The organism is Lentzea sp. NBRC 105346 (assembly GCF_030269605.1).
Lineage (GTDB): Bacteria > Actinomycetota > Actinomycetes > Mycobacteriales > Pseudonocardiaceae > Lentzea.
The window spans coordinates 151,808-169,756 of the sequence record NZ_BSTQ01000022.1 but is presented as its reverse complement, the minus strand read 5'-3'; the positions used below and the strand labels follow the sequence as shown (position 1 = coordinate 169,756).

The 17,949-nt window shown below is 69.2% G+C and carries 20 protein-coding genes; 9 read left to right on the top strand and 11 right to left on the bottom strand.

Features of this window, described 5'->3' with window-relative positions; all coding sequences use genetic code 11:
• Positions 1-39 precede the first annotated feature (39 nt).
• Genes QSK35_RS37360 through QSK35_RS37345 form a run of 4 tightly spaced genes read left to right on the top strand, consistent with a single transcriptional unit; the run spans position 40 to position 5,353 of the window.
• Positions 40-3,120, top strand: a complete 3,081-nt coding sequence (locus QSK35_RS37360; RefSeq protein ID WP_285752448.1) for an AfsR/SARP family transcriptional regulator — start codon at positions 40-42, stop codon at positions 3,118-3,120.
• The gene (locus tag QSK35_RS37355) at positions 3,117-3,533 is read left to right on the top strand and encodes a hypothetical protein (RefSeq protein ID WP_285752447.1); all 417 of its coding nucleotides are present in this window, start codon (positions 3,117-3,119) and stop codon (positions 3,531-3,533) included. Before QSK35_RS37360 ends, QSK35_RS37355 begins: the two co-directional genes overlap by 4 nt.
• 4 nt (positions 3,534-3,537) lie before the next feature.
• Positions 3,538-4,338 carry a hypothetical protein gene (locus QSK35_RS37350; RefSeq protein WP_285752446.1) on the top strand — a complete coding sequence of 267 codons (801 nt, stop codon included), beginning with the start codon at positions 3,538-3,540 and terminating at the stop codon, positions 4,336-4,338.
• A 16-nt stretch (positions 4,339-4,354) separates the two neighbouring features.
• Positions 4,355-5,353 (top strand): dipeptidase, encoded by a 999-nt coding sequence (locus QSK35_RS37345; RefSeq protein WP_285752445.1) that lies wholly within the window; start codon positions 4,355-4,357, stop codon positions 5,351-5,353.
• On the opposite strand, the gene QSK35_RS37340 is transcribed toward QSK35_RS37345, so the two are convergent.
• Together QSK35_RS37340 and QSK35_RS37335 are read right to left on the bottom strand one after the other, a co-directional pair.
• A complete protein-coding gene (locus tag QSK35_RS37340) occupies positions 5,307-6,245 on the bottom strand; it encodes an ATP-grasp domain-containing protein (protein WP_285752444.1) in 939 nt (312 codons plus the stop codon). The genes QSK35_RS37345 and QSK35_RS37340 overlap by 47 nt on opposite strands.
• A 94-nt stretch (positions 6,246-6,339) precedes the next feature.
• Positions 6,340-7,047, bottom strand: coding sequence for a DUF4386 domain-containing protein (locus QSK35_RS37335; RefSeq protein WP_285752443.1), 708 nt, complete (start codon positions 7,045-7,047; stop codon positions 6,340-6,342).
• Between the two features lie 102 nt (positions 7,048-7,149).
• Here QSK35_RS37335 and QSK35_RS37330 point away from each other — a divergent pair, with 102 nt between their 5' ends.
• Positions 7,150-7,815, top strand: coding sequence for a TetR/AcrR family transcriptional regulator (locus tag QSK35_RS37330; RefSeq protein WP_285752442.1), 666 nt, complete (start codon positions 7,150-7,152; stop codon positions 7,813-7,815).
• Between the two features lie 101 nt (positions 7,816-7,916).
• Positions 7,917-8,768, top strand: a complete 852-nt coding sequence (locus QSK35_RS37325; protein ID WP_285752441.1) for a DUF4253 domain-containing protein — start codon at positions 7,917-7,919, stop codon at positions 8,766-8,768.
• A 512-nt stretch (positions 8,769-9,280) separates the two neighbouring features.
• Here the strand turns inward: QSK35_RS37325 and QSK35_RS37320 are convergent.
• A complete protein-coding gene (locus QSK35_RS37320; RefSeq protein WP_285752440.1) occupies positions 9,281-9,862 on the bottom strand; it encodes a nitroreductase family protein in 582 nt (193 codons plus the stop codon).
• Positions 9,863-10,024: 162 nt separating this feature from the next.
• Between QSK35_RS37320 and QSK35_RS37315 the strand changes: the two genes are divergently transcribed.
• Positions 10,025-10,333 (top strand): DUF2625 family protein, encoded by a 309-nt coding sequence (locus QSK35_RS37315; protein ID WP_285752439.1) that lies wholly within the window; start codon positions 10,025-10,027, stop codon positions 10,331-10,333.
• Between the two features lie 305 nt (positions 10,334-10,638).
• Here the strand turns inward: QSK35_RS37315 and QSK35_RS37310 are convergent, their stop codons facing one another.
• Complete coding sequence (locus tag QSK35_RS37310) at positions 10,639-11,004, bottom strand: hypothetical protein (protein WP_285752438.1); 366 nt, start codon at positions 11,002-11,004, stop codon at positions 10,639-10,641.
• Between the two features lie 172 nt (positions 11,005-11,176).
• Positions 11,177-11,614, bottom strand: a complete 438-nt coding sequence (locus tag QSK35_RS37305; RefSeq protein WP_285752437.1) for a hypothetical protein — start codon at positions 11,612-11,614, stop codon at positions 11,177-11,179.
• 371 nt (positions 11,615-11,985) lie between these two features.
• Here QSK35_RS37305 and QSK35_RS37300 point away from each other — a divergent pair, with 371 nt between their 5' ends.
• Entirely contained in the window at positions 11,986-12,225 is a 240-nt protein-coding gene (locus QSK35_RS37300; protein ID WP_285752436.1) for a DUF7660 family protein, read from the top strand.
• Positions 12,226-12,348: 123 nt separating this feature from the next.
• Positions 12,349-12,954 (top strand): 2'-5' RNA ligase family protein, encoded by a 606-nt coding sequence (locus QSK35_RS37295; protein WP_285752435.1) that lies wholly within the window; start codon positions 12,349-12,351, stop codon positions 12,952-12,954.
• Positions 12,955-13,723: 769 nt separating this feature from the next.
• On the opposite strand, the gene QSK35_RS37290 is transcribed toward QSK35_RS37295, so the two are convergent.
• The 6 genes from QSK35_RS37290 to QSK35_RS37265 form a co-directional block, all read right to left on the bottom strand.
• The gene (locus tag QSK35_RS37290; protein ID WP_285752434.1) at positions 13,724-13,990 is read right to left on the bottom strand and encodes a DUF6510 family protein; all 267 of its coding nucleotides are present in this window, start codon (positions 13,988-13,990) and stop codon (positions 13,724-13,726) included.
• Positions 13,991-14,003: 13 nt separating this feature from the next.
• Positions 14,004-14,777 (bottom strand): ferredoxin reductase, encoded by a 774-nt coding sequence (locus QSK35_RS37285; protein ID WP_285752433.1) that lies wholly within the window; start codon positions 14,775-14,777, stop codon positions 14,004-14,006.
• On the bottom strand, positions 14,747-15,346 hold the full coding sequence (locus tag QSK35_RS37280; RefSeq protein ID WP_285752432.1) for a sulfite oxidase-like oxidoreductase: 600 nt from the start codon (positions 15,344-15,346) through the stop codon (positions 14,747-14,749). The genes QSK35_RS37285 and QSK35_RS37280 overlap by 31 nt, the downstream gene beginning before the upstream one ends.
• A gap of 290 nt (positions 15,347-15,636) precedes the next feature.
• Positions 15,637-16,575, bottom strand: a complete 939-nt coding sequence (locus tag QSK35_RS37275; RefSeq protein WP_285752431.1) for an NADP-dependent oxidoreductase — start codon at positions 16,573-16,575, stop codon at positions 15,637-15,639.
• Between the two features lie 68 nt (positions 16,576-16,643).
• Complete coding sequence (locus QSK35_RS37270; protein ID WP_285752430.1) at positions 16,644-17,036, bottom strand: CBS domain-containing protein; 393 nt, start codon at positions 17,034-17,036, stop codon at positions 16,644-16,646.
• Entirely contained in the window at positions 17,033-17,704 is a 672-nt protein-coding gene (locus QSK35_RS37265; RefSeq protein WP_285752429.1) for a sigma factor, read from the bottom strand. The genes QSK35_RS37270 and QSK35_RS37265 overlap by 4 nt, the downstream gene beginning before the upstream one ends.
• Positions 17,705-17,949: the final 245 nt, after the last annotated feature.

Below are 17,949 nucleotides of genomic sequence, written 5' to 3'. Positions count from 1 at the left end.
CGGTATGGCGCACCCGGAACGTCGTGAATACTCGGCCGAATGCAGTTCCGGATCCTGGGCCCGCTGGAGGTCTGGGACGACGATCGTCCGGTGTCCGTGGGGGGACCGCAGCAACGCGCGCTGCTCGCCGTGCTGCTCGTGGACGCCAACCGCGTCGTGTCGGCCGACCGGCTGGTCGGCGAGCTGTGGCACACCGATCCGCCGCCTGCCGCGCGCCGGTTGCTGCAGGGGTGCGTGCGTCGGCTGCGCCGCGTGCTGCCCGGCGACCGGCTGCTCACCAGCCAGCCCGGCTACCTGCTGCGGGTGCTGCCCGGCGAGGTCGACGCCGACCGGTTCGACGAGCTCGTCGCGGCGGCGGCGGGCAGTGATGACGCCGGAGCCTCGGCGCTGCTGGCCGAGGCACTGGAGTTGTGGCGCGGCCCGGCGCTGGACGGCGTGACCGCGGAGTCCTGCCAGACCTGGGCGCGGGAGCTGGAGGAACGCCGCCAGACCGTGCTCGAGGATCGCATCGACGCCGACCTGCGGCTCGGCAGGCACCACGACCTGGCCGGCGAACTGCGGGCACTCGTCGGCGCGCAGCCGCTGCGGGAACGCCGGTGGGCGCAGCTGATCCGCGCGCTGCACGCGGCGGGCAGACAGGCCGACGCGCTCGCCGCGTACCGGGATCTGCGCCAGGTCCTGGTCGACCAGCTCGGGGTCGAGCCGAGTGCCGAGGTCCAGGAGATCCATCGCGCGATCCTCGCCGGAGACGCCCCTGCGGAGCCGGGACCGGCGCCGGTCCCGGCCCAGCTGCCCGCCGCGATCGCCACGTTCACCGGGCGCGACGAGCAGCTCAAGGAGCTCGACTCGCGGCTCGGCGCGGGCACGGTCGTCGTCACCGCGATCGACGGGACCGCGGGGGTCGGCAAGACCGCCCTGGCCGTGCATTGGGCGCATCGCGTGCGGGAGCGCTTCGCGGACGGCCAGCTGTACGTGAACCTGCGCGGGTTCGCGCCCGCACCGCCGATGCGGCCGATCGACGCGCTCGTCGGGTTCCTGCGGGCCATGGGCGTCGCGGCCGAGGAGATTCCCGTCGACGTCGAGCAGGCCGCGGCGTTGTACCGGACGCTCCTCGCGGATCGCCGGATGCTGATCCTGCTGGACAACGCCCGCAACCCGGACCAGGTGCGCCCGCTGCTGCCCGGCGGCGCGGGCTGCCTCGTGCTGGTGACCAGCCGCGACAAGCTCAACGGGCTCGTCGCGCTCGACGGCGCGCATCGCGTCACGCTGGACGTCCTCGCGCCGGACGAGGCCGCGGTGCTGCTGGCCAGGATCATCGGCCGGGAACGCGTCGAGGCCGAGCCGGACGCGACCGGCGAACTGGCTCGCGTGTGCGCGTTGCTGCCGCTGGCGTTGCGGATCGCCGCGGCGAACCTGGCCGACCAGCCGTGGCGCACGGTGGCCGGGTTCGCCGCCGCGCTCGCCGAGGGCAACCGCCTCGCGGAGCTGTCCGTGGCGGGCGACGACCGCGCGGCCGTGCGGGCCGCGTTCGACCTGTCCTACGCGACACTTCCCGTTGCGGCGCAACGGGTGTTCGCATTGCTCGGACTGGTGCCCGGCCCGGACGTGACCCAGGACGCGGCCGCCGCTTTGGCCGGGATCGGCGCGAGTGAGGCGGGGACGTCCCTGGACCGGCTCGCGGCGGCGCACCTGCTCGCGCAGCACGCGCCCGGCCGCTATACCTTCCACGACCTGCTCCGGGCCTACGCGGCACAGCACGGCGAACGGACCGCGGACCGCGACGCGGCGTCGCGACGGCTGCACCACTGGTACGTACGCACCGCCCACGCCGCCACGCGAGTGCTGTACCCGCACATGCTGTTTCTGCCCGTGGACACAGAGGACGTGTTCGGTGAGCCCGCGGAGGCGTTGGCGTGGCTCGACGACGAACGCCCGAACCTGGTCGCCGCCGTCACGCCGGCGGGTGGTCCACCCGCCTGGCTGCTCGCCGACGCGTTGCGCGGCTACCTGATGGCCCGGATGCACACCGTCGACTGGCTGACGGTCGCCGAGGCCGGGCTCGACGCGGCGACCGCGGCCGGTGACCTGACCGCGCAGGCCGCGGCGCGGCTCAGCCTCGGCGACGCGCACCAGCGGCTCAGCCGGTACCCGGAGGCCGTCGGGCACTACACGGCCGGACTCGGCCTCGCCCAGCGGGCGCACTGGACCGACGGGCAGGCCGCGTTGCTGCGGAACCTCGGCAACGTCTATTGGCCGATGGGCCGGCTCCGTGACGCCGCCGACCACTACACCCGCGCGCTCGCGTTGTACGAACGGGCGGGCCAGACCGCCGGGCAGGCACTCAGCCTCGGCAGCCTCGGTCTCGCCTACCGCCACCTGGGCCGGCTCGCGGACGCGGCGGACCACCTCGGCCGCGCGCTGATCCTGTTCCGCGACATCGGTTCCCGCAGCGCCGAGGCGGCGTGTCTCGGCAACCTCGCCGAGGTCTGCCACGACCTGGGCGAGCTGGACCGGGCCGCCGGGCACGGCACCAGATCACTGGACCTCTACCGGGAGTCCGGCGACCGCGGCGGCGAGGCCGACACCTGCCGGGTGCTCGCCGGGATCCACCTCGACCTCGGCGATCCCGGCCGCGCGCTCGACCTCGCCCGTACCGCGCTGGACCTGGCCCGCGACATCCGCGACCGGCGCGTCGAGGCCAACGCGCTGAACACGTTGTCCACGGTGTACGAGCGAATCGGCCGATACCGCGCGGCTGTCCAGGGGCACCGGCAGGCGCTCGACCTCGCAGAGGAGTCCGGCAACGCCTACCCGAAGGCGCAGGCGCTGCTCGGCCTGGCCACCGCGCACCGCGGCCGCCACGAGCTGCCCGAGGCCGAGTCCACCGCGCGCCGGGCGGTGGAGACCACCTGCGAGATCGGCTATCGCGCTCTGGAGGGCCGGGCGCTGGCCCTGCTCGCGGTCGTCCAGCTGGACCTCGGGCGCCCCCAGGACGCGGCGAGGTCGGCGCGGGAAGCGCTTTCCGTCTGCCGTGCGACCGGAATCGTTCCAACCGAGCTCCAACAGTTCTTCCACAGGCGACCGGTTGACTCCGCATCCCCGAGATTGGAGTCGACATGAGAGTCATGAAAGTCCTCGCAGCGGCGGCACTCGCGCTCGCGGCGACGCTGGTGGTGCCCGCGGCGGCGAACGCGGTCCCATCGACCAGCATGGCACCCGGAGCGTTCGCCATCTGGGACGGCACGAACTTCACGGGCCTGGCCGCGAGCATGGTGCAACACACACCCTCCTACGGCAATCTCGTCTACGCCGGTACGAACGTCCGGATCGACAACACGGCCAGCAGCGCGGCCAACTACGACCCGGACCTCGTGGCCAGGGCGTACCGCGATCCCCAACCCCAGTGCGACTTCACGGCGTTCCACCTCCTGTTCCTGCGCAAGGGTCAGGTCACGGCGGACGCGAGCTGGTTCTACGGGAACCTCGCCACCAAGGGGTTCGACAACACCATCAGCGGCCACTGCTTCGGGTGACCCGATGATCAGGTGGTGCACGCTTCTCCTGCTGCTCACCGCCTGCGCCACTCCGGCACCACCGGTCGCGACCGCGCCGGTGGTGCGGACGGGCGCGGACATCGTGCTGCCGCTGGACCGCTACCTGCACACCGCCGAGCACCGTGCGCTGCTCGACCGGGCCGCCGACGTCGTGGGCGACCGCTGCATGCGCCGCTTCGGGTTGAGGTGGGAGGGGGACCCCACGCCCGAACCGGTCTCGAACGCCCGGCGGTACACGAGCCTCGACGCGGCCGAGGCCTACCACCCCGCGACTCCCCCGGTACCGCGACGACCTCCGTTGCCCGCGGAGGTGAAGGCGGTCTGGCTCGGTGAGGTCGCGTTCCACGGCGGGCCGGTGCCCCAGGGCGGCTGTGTCGGCGAGGCCATGCGGATCCTCAAACCCGGCATCGAGCGGATCCAGGCCGGGCTGCCGCAACGCCTGCAGTGGGAGTCGTACGGCCGGACCCGGTCCGACGAGCGCGTCCACCGGGTGTTCGCGGCGTGGAGCTCCTGCATGGCGGACCGGGGGTTTCACTACCCGGACCCGTCCGCCGCCGCGAACGACCCGCGCTGGCGCACTCCGTCGATCACTCCACAGGAGACGGTCGTGGCGCGCGCCGACGTGGAGTGCAAACTGCGGACCAACGTCGCGGGCGTCATGCTCGCCGTCGAGACCGGCTACCAGCGCGAGCTCATCAAGCAGAATGAAGCCGCGCTGGCCGACGTCATGGCGTACGCGGACCGGGAGGTCCGCATCGCCGTGGAGACGCTGGGCAACAGCTGACGAACAGGATCGAAACGTGATCATCAATGCTCTGGGTGAGCTGACGAACCCGAACGTCGATGACGTCATCATCGACGACCGCGTCCTGAGCGAGGCGAAGGCGTCCGGCCTCACCGCCGTCAACATCACCATCGGCTACACCTGGGGCGACTTCGACCCGTACACGCACACGTTGCGCGAGCTGGACCTGTGGGACGGCCTCATCGCGACCCACTCCGACCACCTGCTCCAGGTCCGGTCCGCCGCCGACCTCCGGCGGGCCCACACCGAGGGCCGGATCGGCGTGATCTACGGCTTCCAGAACGCCGTCGCCGTCGACGCCGAGCGCGTCCCGTTCTTTGCCGACCGCGGTGTCCGCGTCATTCAGTTGACCTACAACCAGGCCAACCACCTGGGCGGCGGCTCGATGGCGCCGGAGAACCTCGGCTTGACCGATCTCGGCCACTCGACGATCGCGGCCCTGAACGACCACAGCCTCATGGTCGACCTGTCCCACAGCGGCCGGCAGACGTGCCTGCAGGCGACCCGCGCCTCCAGGCAGCCGGTCTCCATCAACCACACGGGCTGCCGCGCCCTCACCGACCTGCCGCGCAACAAGACCGACGAGGAACTCCGGCTGGTCGCGGACCGGGGCGGCTTCGTCGGCATCTACTTCATGCCGTTCCTGGCGCTCTCCGGCGACGCCCGCGCGGCCGACGTGGTCGAGCACATCGTGCACGCCGTGGACGTGTGCGGCGAGGACGCCGTCGGCATCGGCACCGACGGCCCGATCACCACCGTCGACGACCTCGACGCCTACCGCACCCGCCTGGCCGTGCAGCAGGCCGAGCGCGCCGACGCCGGGGCGGGCGCCGCGGGCGAGCTCGGTGCGCTGCCGTTCGTCGTCGACCTGCGCGGCGTGGACCAGTTCAGGCAGCTCGTCCGGCTGCTCGAGCAGCGGGGTTTCCGGGAGGAGCGCATCGCCAAAATCATGGGCGGCAACTTCCTCGCCTACGCCTCCCGGATCTGGGCGTGATCTGCTCCCGGACATACGGGATCGCCATCGTCTCCAACCCCCGGTCCGCGCCGAACGCCGGATGCACGTTCACCTCGAACACCACCCCGCCGTGCTCCGCCGCCAGGTCCACCCCGGCGAAACTCAGTCCCACCGACCGCGCCGCCCTGACGGCCAGCTCCGCGAGGTGCTCCGGCAGCTCCCCCGGATCCAGCACCGTGGACACCGCGCCCCGCACCTCGTTGCACGTCGCGAACTCGTCCTTCTGCACGTGTTCACACACCCGCACGACCTCGCCACCCAGCACCACCACCCGGAACTGATGGCGGAGCCCGTCGGCGTTGACGTTGGCCGCGTCCTTGGACATCAACCAGGTGCCTCTGGCACCTGCCACTTGGACAAGATCCTCGACCGCCGTCACCCGGAACACGTCATCCCCGCCCGCGCCGACCGCCGGGCGAAGCCACACATCACCGCCCAGCTCCTCGAAGTCACCGCACAGATGCGCCGCGTCCCGCCACGGCCCGCACCGCGTCGGCATGTGCGGCACCCCATCGCGCACGAACCGCCGCACCATCAGGTCCTTCTCCGTCGCCCACCGCCACGCCTCGGTGGCGTGCGACCGGATCCCGTGCCGCCACAGCTCCCGCTGGAACGGCTCGAACGCGCGCCGGCCGTGCGGCGGAATCTCGTAGACGATCACGGCATCCGGCGTGACCTCTTCGCCGGCAGCCGACAGCCGGAGCTCACCGTTTTCGCCGCCGACCTTCCCGTCGTTGCCGGGCAGGAAGTGCCGGGCATCGACGTGGACCGGGGTGCGGCCGGTGAGGCGGCGGACCGCCGCGGCCAGCACATCGGCACTGCCCTCGGTCGAACTGTGATCGGTGATCAGCACGATCGAGCCGTCGCCCATCAGCCCTCCGTAGCGTCAAGTGACGCCGACGTTACGGAGAGCGCTCACGTGTGGTAAATCAAGATCACCGATTCGGCGGCAGGAACGGCCATGTTCAGCTCGCCGCCGGCGTTGGCGTGAGCACGGTTGGCGGTGCTTGGTGCAGTGCCTCGCGGCGGACGCCGCGGACGAGCAGGTACCCGACCATCCACAACTCGCCCACGGTCGCGGGAAAGGCGAGAGTGTCGGCGACGAACGGCACGCCGGGGGCGAGATATCTGGCGAACGCGCCGAGCAGGTATGCGATGCCGCCGCCGATGAGGATCCAGCCAAGGGTGCGGGGCATCCAGCCCGAGCGGAGTACGCACCGGCCCATGGGGATGAGCCACAGGCCGAAGAACAGCGCTCCCACGCCCCACAGGTTCCCGCTGACCAGGTACAGGAGCTGGACGGTGGCTGCCGCGTCTCCGATCGGGTCGATCGCGATCTGGACCGCGGTGGCCAGCAGGGCCGCGTTGACGAGGATCGCGACCGCGTTGACGAGGCCGAAGGCGGCGATACCGCCGGCGGCAAGCGGGGCCGTCGTGCGGAACAGGCGGTAGAACCACACCGCGGCGAGGGCTTGGGTGACGACGATGAGCAGCTCGACGGCGACGCCGACGCGGGCGAGCGATTCGTGCTCGACCAGGTTGGCGAGTGTCGCGCCGGGGTTGTCGGCGGCAAAGAGTTGCGGCCGGACGAGCAGGAAACCGAGTAAGCCGGTGATGGCGAGGCCGAGGTAGAGCAGTCCGGTCGTGCGGGCGGTGCGGATCAGCGCGTGCATGGTGGCTCCTTCGCGGGCGGTGCGATCGGATCCGAGCGGTTTCTTACGTTGTAAGGTGACCTTACGTTGTAAGGTGAGATGCGGACAAGAGTGAGGAGATCGGTGAAGGCGTCCAGGCAGCCGCTCAGCCGTCAGCGCGTGCTGGCCGCGGCGGTCGTTCTGGCCGATACGCACGGGATCCAGGCGCTGACGATGCGCCGCCTCGCCGCCGAACTCCACGTCGAGGCCATGTCGCTCTACTACCACCTGCGCGACAAAGAGGCCCTGCTCGACGGCGTGGTCGAGACCGTGATCGCCGAGTTCGCCCGCATCGACACGAGTGGCGGTGACTGGCGTACGCGGCTGCGGCAGCGGTTCCTCGCGGCGCGTGACGTCATGCTGCGTCACCCGTGGGCGCCTGGGCTGCTGGCCACGCGCCGGACCATCCCCGCCGACGTGTACGCCTACTACGACGAGATCGTCGCCACGCTCGTCGATGCCGGGTTCTCGTACCACCTCGCCCACCGGGCGCTGCACGCGTTCGGGAGCCTGCCGCTCGGGTTCGCGCAGGAGATCTTCAGCCCGGCGTCGGCCGGCGGGAGCATGGAGGCCGACGCCGCGGAGGCAGACTTCGCCGCGATGGCCGAGGCCCTGCCGCACCTGACCGCCATGGTGGCGGCCGAGGTCCACGACAGCACCGACCCCACGCTGGGTTGGTGCGACAGCCAGGTCGAGTTCGAGTTCACCCTCGACCTGCTCCTGAACGGTCTCGAACGCCTCCGCGGCTAGCTGACGATCACCATTTCGTGGCCGGCGATCCTCAACCGCCGCCGATCGTGGACCCGCCCATTCCACGCCGCGTCACGTCGATGATCGGACACACTGTCCCGGTGCGAAACGATCTCGACCGAATCGAAGCGGCGTTCGCCGGCACGCCACTGGCCGGCCTGCCGATCGAGCACGGCCCCTCGGGCACCGTCCTCGTCGCCGACATCGACCCCAACCGCCTGCACGAGGCCTGGCAGGCCGCCGACGCCCTGGTGCCGGTCATCGGACGCCGCCCCGTCATGGTCACCGACGACTTCGGCGACACGCTGACCCGGCCCGAGCCCGAGCCGGGTCCGTCGGAGTCGGAACTGCAGGCGTTCGTGGCGGCGGCCGAGTCTTCCGACCCCTGGCTGACCTACCGCCACTACAGCGAGGACGACGAGGGCGACCAGGGCGAAATCGAGTACTACGCCCGTGGCATGGCCGGCGTCGACCTGACGGCTCTGGTGCCGGATGTGGCGCTGCCGACTTCACGCCCGGCGCTGGAGCGAGCGCTGTACGACCGAGTACTCGCCGACCCCAACCTGTACGCCCAGGTGCTGGGCAGCGTGGGGTTCGTGACGCAGACCGACTACTGGTACACGCCTGACAGCGTCCTGCTCATGTTGCTGCCGACCAGCGACGTCCGCAGTTCGGGGTACTGGGTGGACTTCTTCGGTGCGCTGACCCCGGAGTACCAGCAGAAGCTCGCCGAGGTGCTGGCGCAGTGGCATCACCGGTGGGACGCCCGCCTGGTCGCGTCGTGGGGCACCATGCTGCAGTTCCAGGTGGGCCGTCGCCCGGCGCCGGGTGATGAGGCGTGGACCGCGGCCGGCCAGCTCAAGGCGCTCGCCCCGAACCTCGACCTGAGCCAGTGGGAGGTCGCGGTCGCCTTGGCCGCCGGTGACGCGTGGTTCGTGCACAACCGTCCCTGACAGCCCGTGCCCCATCGGGCTCGGCCGTCGCCTGCGGATGAGCCGCTCTCTGAGGGGCGCATCACGCTGTCATGGGCGTTGGGCTCAGTACCGACGTGGGGCCGGTGACGGTGACCTGGACCAACACTTTCTACCCATACGGCGTCGAAGTCTTCCACGACAGGATCGAAGACCATCTCGTCTTGGGTGACGAGGGCCCGCAGCGGGTCGGGCCGCATGTCGAGTCCGGGAGTCCTTGGGACCGGTACCGCGCGTTGTGGACGTACCGACGGCACTTCGTGTCGACTTCCTGGCGGGTGCAGTGTGGTTTGTCGCTGCCATCCCACAGGCACCGGAGATGCAACGCGTGTTCGTCCTGGGCGACGAGATGATGGTTGTCTTCTCCCACGGGAAGATGCGTGACATGGGCTTTGACGACGCGGCGTTCCTCCGGTAGCTCGAGGACATGAGCGCGCGCTGAGCAACGCCGGTCAGTGTCAGCGGCATGAGCGTGCGTTGGGCCGGCGGGTGGCTTACCAATGTCCGAAGTGGACCGTCTCGGAGCGGTCGAGCCGTCGCCGCTTCATCCACGACTTGTCGGCGTCCGCCTCGGCGGTGTGCCCGATCGCGATCGCGCCGACCGGCTCGTGTGTCTCGGGCACGCCGTACGCGGCACGCAGGTCGTCCCACTGATCGGCACCGATACCGAAGTACACCGCACCCAGGCCTTCGTCGACCGCGGTCTGCAGGGTCAGCAACACGGCCATACCGGTGTCGATGTACCAGTACGGCACCGGCCAGTTCTCCTCGACGTCCAGGCCGCTATCGATCTTGTCCGGCCTGGAGTACCGCTCGAGGTACGCGTCCTTCACCGCGAACGGGATCACGATGACCTGCGCCGTGCGCACGGACTCGACGGTCCACGAGCCGAATTCGGTCACGAACCGCTTCGCATCTTCGCCCTGCAGCACCAGGAATGCCTGGCCCTGTGAGTAGCCTGCCGACGGGCACCGCACCGCGTTGTCCATGATCCGCCGGACGCTCTCATCGGACACCGGCTCCTCGGTGAACTCGCGCACCATTCGGCGCCTGCGGACCACATCGTGGAACTCCACGAAACCACCCCCGCGGCCGACTCTAGGGGTCTGTTACCGATCAGACCAGCATGTTCGTGGCGACATGAGACTTCGTTGGCAGGCGCTACGCCCAAGGCTCCAGGTTGGTCGTTTCGTGTGTCAGGTGGCTGAGGCCTTGTAGGCGGCGAGGATGTAGTTGGGATGGCGGTCGACGTTCTTGCGTGCGCGGTCGTATCGCATGGTGGTACGTGGATCGGCGTGCCGGGCGGCGATTTGGACATCGCGGAGATCGACGGCGTGCTCGACCGGTTCTACGACACCCTGCGATGGCCAGGCTGGCAGCAGGAGGTTGCCTCGGTCCGGACCGACCACGGCATCCACACCTGGCCACCACCATGGAGCCTCGAGGGTAAAGACCTCTCAAGTGTGTCACGCAAGGTCATCCCCCTGGCCGAGTCGATCTCTTTCCACCACGGCGCGGCCCGACAGCTGAACGGTCACGAATCCTGACCGGTCCGCCGGGACGAGCGGCGCGCAGGCCCGGTGATCGGCATGGGCGCTGAGCAACGCCGCTCAGCGGCATGAGAGTGGCACTCACACCGGGCCTTTGGGGAGGTCCAACGTCCGCGCCGCCGAGCGATTCGGCATGCGCTACCATTGTTTTATGGTGTCGGGACTTTGAGCCGATCGGCGCAGACGGCGAGATCCCAGAACTCCGGCCTCACCGCCTGCGCCAACACCGCCTTATCGGCAGGCGGACCCAGTGAAAGCGCCGCGAAATGCGGAACAGCGAAAGATTTCAGACCAAATAATTGTCAGGTGCGCACCGGTAGACCGCCGCCGAGCAGGCTGCCGACCAGCCCGAGCAGCGTCTTCAGCAGGCCCTGCACCAGGCCGGTGATCATCTCGATCGGATTCGACAGCATCGCCATCTCCGCCTCTTCGATCTTCGCGTCCAGCTCGGCGGAGGCCAGCTTCGCTTCACGCAGCTCGTCCATGGAGCTGTCGAACCCCGGCTGACCTGCAATGCTGTCCAGGACCGGACGCAGCTGGTCGAGGCGATCAGAGATGCCGGCGAAATCCTCGGCCTCGAGGGCGCTCTGCAGCTGATCATGCATTGTCTGCACTTTCGCTGCGGCCTGCCGCGCCTGCGACGCGGTGTCCGCGGTCGCCATGGTCACCCCCGACAGCATGAGCATGCTACCGGCGACAATCGCCGCAACGGCCCTCGTGAATCCTATAAACATGTTTGCACTCCTATCGGATGTGCCCCCTCACATGCGCCATCGTGACCACCAAATAGAATTCGCGCCACGCGCACCATCGGCCGCATTTTCACCCTCTGTCAACGTTTCACCGACAAGGCGCCGATACCAGCCCTTCGTAGTACCAGGAGAGTGAGTTTTCGCCACTCCCCGCAGTCATTTGCGCGGCTCGCACGCTCGCATCACCCGCCGTCACCCCCAACATCACACGTTTCGGGCCGCGTGCATCACGGAGATGTCCAGGCATGCCGGGTGAGCCGACCGCGGCACAGTGCCGGTGTCGGCCGGTACCTGCGACACCACGGGCACGGTCGCCGCCGGCGATCAGGTCGAGTAGTTCGTCGATAACCAGCGCTGCAAGGTGCTCGGTGCGGTCAACGCGGCCCCGATGGGGCGACTGAGTCAGCCGTTCCCAGGCTGCGGCGAGCACAGACCTCACATCCCTGACGACGTACACCACAGTGCGCACCACGTGGATCAGCAGCGCGTCAACCGCAGCGAGGCCGTCGAAGTCGATGAACGCCACCGGAACACCGTTGCGGTACACCGTGTTCCACGGGCCGAGGTCGCCGTGCGAGACGATTTGCCCTGCGCGTGGGGATGAGGGTGTAACCGGTAGTCGGTGACGGCCGGCTCGAATCCCGCCGCGGCGGTGTGTAGCCGGCGCAGCAGCGTCGCCGCGCCGACGAGGGCTGTTCCGTTGTGGCGTACGGGGGTAAGCGGTGTCCGCGTCCTGGTTGCCAGCGCGGGTCTACCGGCACGTCGCCCTCGACGTAGGTGAGGATCTCCCGGTCGTGCTCGAGGCCCAACACTCGCGGTGAGCTCATCGCCAAGAGAAATCAGACACAGGTCTACGGTGGCATGCGCATCACGGTTGGCGTGAGATGGTGGTCGATCATGACTGGTGGAAATCCGCTCTCCGGCCGGGACACGGTGCTGGGCACACTCGACGACCTGGTGAGGCAGCTGCGAACCGATCCGGCTTGGGAGAATCTCGAGCTCGACCGGTACCTGGAAACCCTTTCCGCGCTACTCGCCTCCATTGAGAACCACTACGCCAACACCGACCGGCCGATACCGGACAATCCATGGGCCATCATGGCGGAAGCTCTCAAGGGCGCCCGCGACTACGAGTAACTGGTGCAACCGACAGCTCCAGCGAGGGGCGAGGCACGGCCGGTGAACAGCTCGAAGTTCGAGGCGGCCTGCGTCGAGCGGCCAACCCGGCGTTCGACATCATGGACTGCCGTGGACACGTCCATGGTTGATCAACTCAAACGGCGCTGGCCTGAGGACTGGACGAAGCTGCACGTCTACTTCGTCCCCGACCCGACCGAGATCAAACCGCTGGCCGACGCCTACCGCGACGTCATCGAGGACCTCGACTGTGTGGCCCGGCAACCAGACGAGTGGCTGCATTCAACGGTCATGGTGATCGACGACATCCCAGCGCGCGACGTGACGGCCGAACAGCGCGCTGAACTGGCGAACAGGCTTCAGCAGACGCTCGCGGAGCTGCCCGCGTTCACGCTGTCCGCCGGTCCGGCGATCGCGGGCCGCAGCACCATCGCACTAGACCTGGTCCCCGATCGGGACTTCCGGAACCTGGTCGACCGCGTGCGGAGCGCGGCCGCCGGCGTGTTCGGCGAGGACAAGGTCCAGTACTCCAACGGCCGCCCGCACATCACCCTCGCCTACGCCACAGGTGACGGGGACTCGGGCGTCATCGCGGGCAGGTTGCGCGGCGCCACGGATCTCCGCGCCACGCTCACTGTCGACACGGTGCGGCTGGTGGATGTGCTGGTGGACGCCGATCTGTTTCAGTTCCGTTGGGAAGAACTCGCGGTCATACCGCTGCGGGGCTGACCTCTTCGCGCACGCGCTCGCGGATCAATGCCACGACGGGGTACTGATCCGCCGGTACTCCGCCGCGGCACCGGACGGTGCGCTCCGGGCAGGCGTGAACACGCCTCCCATAGCCAAGTCCTGAGTACTTGGGGTATCGCGTGATCAACGAAGTGGTCGTGGTCAGTTGCAGCGTCGCGTGCAGGACGACAACTCTGGTGAGATCGGGCTTCGTCTGTGCGTCGGACGTTCGGGGTGGTGTGCCGCCGTCAGCACCTCCGCATGCCGAGATCAGGATCGCCACGACTCCGGCCAACGTCCTCAGCACTGTCGTTCCCTCCAACGACGACGTGAGTTGGAGGAGGTAGACAAGCGACCGGTTCCATAGGTACTCGACGCGAGACCGGCGCTGGTGCCGCTCGGCAGGATCGTTGGGCCGTCGTCGGTACGGCGATCTACGGCTTGTCGGCCGCTGGCGAGGTTTCGGCCAGGCGCGCGCTCCAAGATCATGACAGCCGTCACGAAGAACAGGGCGGCCACGACGGCCCAGGGCGCGGTGTCCCGGACCGCCACTGCCGCATGGACGACCGACAGCGCTCCGAACACGACGGCCAGGCGGCGCAGTGCGTGTTCGCAGCCGCATGCCGCGCCGCCACGACGTCTCATGTCGGAAAGATCGAGGAGGTGATCCCAGCTGTTACTTGTCGCGTGGAATGGGGTAGCCAGGTGGACAAGTCCGATCGGCCCCCCTGCCGTCACCGCGCTAACGCCAGTGGGCGTGGCGTTCTGATCAAGACGGTAGGGGGATCTCCAGGTTCAGCGTGCCGCGCAGGTCCAGCCACGCCCGGTCCGGTCCACGCACCACCCGCAGCACCACCTTCTCGCAGCTCGGGCAACGGGCCACCAGCCCCGGAGCGCGCTGGTAGACACGCAAGGTCGCCACGGCGCCCCGGTACCCGCACCCCGCACATCGTCCCGTCGCCGCCGTCATGTCCATCGCGAAGATCTCCTGGAGATCCCCCGCGAGCGCGTTGCCGTCGACGTAGTCGTTGCTCATCTCTGGCCTCCTGTCATCGGTCCGGCTGGGTGCGTTGCGGCGCACTGGGTCCGAAGCGTTCGGTGCGGACACGTCGAGGGTCGTGACCCAGCGCCACGAGGATGTCGGCCACCGTCTCGACGAAGCCGGTCGACCCGCACACGAAACAGTTAGGGGCGAACTCGGCCAGCCAGCCGTGCGTGTTGAGGGTTGCCACGCTCACGCGGCCGACGGGCTCCGTTGCCTCCGCAGGGGCTCGCCGGGTGTAGACCAGCCGGACGTCGAGGCCGGCGTCGTCACGCACGCGTCGGCGCAGCTCGTCGGCGAAGTACACGTCCTCGGGCGTGCGCACCGAGTACACCAGCCGGAACGGCACGCGGCTGCCCAGCGCGGCCCGAGTACGCACCATCGCCATCAGCGGCGCGATTCCCGACCCGCCGCCTACCAGCAGTACCGGCGCCGGGTCGGCCGGCCGCCACACGAAGTAGCCGCCCACGGGGCCGCGCAACTCCACCGCGTCGCCCATCTCGAGCACGTCACACAGGTATGGCGACACCTCGCCGCCGGGCACGCGCTGCACGCTCAGCTCCACCCGATTGCCGTCGACCGTCGACGCGATCGAATAGCTGCGCTGCACCGAGTAGCCGTCCTCGGCGGTCAGCCGCACATCGACATGCTGTCCCGGCAGGTGTCCCGGCCAACCCGGCACGTCGAACACCAGGCTGCGCGCGTTGTGGGTCTGCTGGCGGGCCTCGGCCAACTCGGCCACCCGCCAGGTCAGTCGCCCTGATACCGCTGCTCCCGCCATGGGTCTCCGTAGTCGTGATAGCCCGCTGTCTCCCAGAAACCTGGCTCATCTTCCAGCAGCAACTGGATCCCACGGACCCACTTGGCCGACTTCCAGAAGTACAGATGCGGCACTAGCAACCTGGCCGGCCCACCATGCTCGGCGGCCAGATCCTCATCGTCATAGCGATACGCCACCCACGCCTGTCCGTCGAGCAGGTCCTCCAGTGGCAGGTTGGTGGTGTAGCCGCCGTAGCACTGGGCCAGCGCGTAGTCCGCCGCCGTCTCCACCTCCGCCAGCAGCGTGTCCAGGGAGACGCCCTGCCAGTGCGTGCCCAGCTTCGACCACTTGGTCACACAGTGCAGGTCCACCGTGATCGTTTCCGCCGGCAACGCCATCATCTGCTGCCACGACCAGGTGTGCCGCTGCCCGGTCTCGGTAGTGACCGTGAACTCCCACCGATCGGACGGCACGCGCGGGGTCGGCCCGGCAGTCAGCACGGGGAAATCCTCGGTCAGATACTGCCCAGGCGGCAGCGTGACGTCTGGCGATTTACGCCGACCGGCAAAGCCGCGAGAGACGATTCCCATAGGTTCCAGTAGACGCTACCGCGGTGCCGACAGCCATGGTCGAGACAGGGAATTGACCGCCTGCGCGCGTGTGCCGGATCAACGTCCACGCCGACGTCCCGCCCGAGGTGTGCGGTCCCGCCATCGGTAAGGGTGGTGGCCCAGGTGGAGAGGGCGGGCGTGTCCGCCATGGAGCTGGCGGGAGTTGCGGTGTGCTGGCTGGGTGATTTCGGCCGAAGGTCTGGCGGACGACGCTTCCGGCAGGGCGCCCCGGCGCGGTGACGAGTAGTCCGGTCGGTGGCATGACGGCGCTATCGGCCTGTTCCAGAGCGCTCAGGGCGCACGCGAATCACGGTCTTGCCCTTGCGCCGCTCGGTCGGGTTAAGCGCAGGGACGGCGTCGTCGAGGGTCGCGACGGTTCCGATGTGCGTGCGAAGGCTCCCGTCGCGCACCCGGTCGACGATCTCCGCGAGCTGACTCGGAACGGACTCGACGACGAAGTCGATCGCGAGGCCGTCGACAGGGCGAGCCTGCGCGGGCCCGAGCACCGTCACCAGGGTCCCACCAGGCCGGATGATGCTCGCCGAGCGCCGTTGGATGTCACCGCCGATGACATCGAAGACCAGGTCGACCCCGCCGACGTCGTCGAGATTCTCGTGGTCGAGGTCGAGGAACTCGTTCGCGCCGAAGTCGAGCGCCGCCTGGCGGTCCGCCGCGCGCCCGGTACCGATGACGTAGGCGCCGAACTCCTGGGCGAGCTGCGTCACCACGGACCCGACCGCGCCGGCGGCGCCGTGTGCGAGGACGCTCTGCCCCGCCTGAAGACGACCGTGCTGGAAGAGGCCCTGCCACGCGGTCAGGCCGGAGATCGGCAGGCTCGCACCCACCGTGAAGTCGACGTTCCCCCGCAGCGGCGCAAGGTTGCGTGCCTCCACGGCCGCGTACTCGGCCAGGGTTCCATCGCGGTGCCAGTCCGTGATCCCGAACACCCGCTGTCCGAGCGAGAGTCCCGTCGTGCCGTAGCCGAGGGAGGACACCACTCCGGCGAACTCGTGGCCGATGATCGCCGGGGCTCGATCGTGACCGGAGCGATCGACCCACGTCGAGGGCCATTCCCACTCCGCGGGGACGAAGCCCGACGCGTGGACTTCGACGATGACGTCGTTGATCGCCGGCGTCGGCTCAGGCCGCTCCGCGAGTGTGATCCCGGCTGCTTCCGCGGCCTGGTCCGTCGCGACGATTGCCTTCATTGGTGCCTCCGTATGTTTCGTGCTCGCCGGCTCTGTGCGCCGGTCTGTGACTAAGGTCGCGCAGTTCCTCACACCAGCCACATCAGGTTCGCCCGGCACAGGTCGGCGAGCTCGACCATTCCGACGAGCCTCCGGCCTTCGACAACCGGCAGGTGTTGGACGCCTTCCGCCAGCATCAAGTGGATCGCGTGCTGGACGGAGGTATCGGCCTGGACGGTCACCGGCTTGGTTGTGACGACCTGGCGGATACGCGTGTCCTCGAGGTTCCGCCCTCGCGCCACCGCCCTGGTGATGTCGGCCTCGGTGATCATCGCGACGGGTTCGCGGGTGTCGTCGGTGACCACGACGAGGGCCGAGTCGTGGTTGTGCTTCATCAGATATGCGGCTGCGGCCAGGTGGCCGTCCGGTTCGATCGTGGTCGTCGGAGGCTTCATCACCTCACGCACGGAACTGGTGCTCATGTTGGGCTCGTCTTGGTTCTCGAGAAGGGAGCGGGCACGGCCTCTGACGAAGACCGGACGGGGAGCCGGGTTGGTGACAACGACCCGCGCCGCATGTCGGTGGTGAGGACGAGGCGCTGGTGCGCGTCCTTGTTGACCGGTCCGGGGCGGATTCTGAAGTGCGCCCGCCGGATCAGTTGCCTGGTATTGGCCTGGCCGAGGTGCAGGACCTGTGCGACCCCTAGGTAGGGATAACCGAACCCTCTGCGCAGCAGGTACGCGGCCTGTTCGGAGGGGTTGGCCCGCTCCAGGAGAACCCGGACGATGAACTCGGCCGTCTCGGTGCGCTCCAGTCTCGTCGCCGGGTCGGCGGCGACGTCCACCTGCTCCGGGCACGACGCCGTGGTGAACTCGTGACGGCTCGTCGCGCTCTGCACGACGTTGATGGTGGCCCGGCCGGCCACAGTCGCGAGGAACGCCGAGGAGTTGTCGATGGCCCGGTGGTCCACGCGTGGCCGGCGCAGCCACACGTCCTGGATGACGTCCTCGGTCTCGGTCACGCTGCCCAAGATCCGGTGGGCGATTCGGAACAGGCGTTGCCGCTCCGCTTGGAAGACCGCGAGGGCGGGGTCGAGCTGGACGTTCTCGGACGGTCGCGGATCGATGAGACTGCGTGTTTCGAGCACCATGACCAATCTTCTCGGCTGCTCTGCGGTGGTGACACGCGAACCAGTCGATGGGCCGCGGTGGCGTCGCGCCCTGGAGACCCGTGGTGCCGGCGTCATGTGGGGGGAGGGGCGCGGCCACCGCGGCTCGGTCACCGGGCGGTGCCCTGGATCGCGTCGAGGATCGACGCCGCGACCACGTCGGGGTTCGACACGCTGAGCGCGTGGGACGCGCCCGCCACTGCGCAGCGGGTTGGCGACCGTGACGA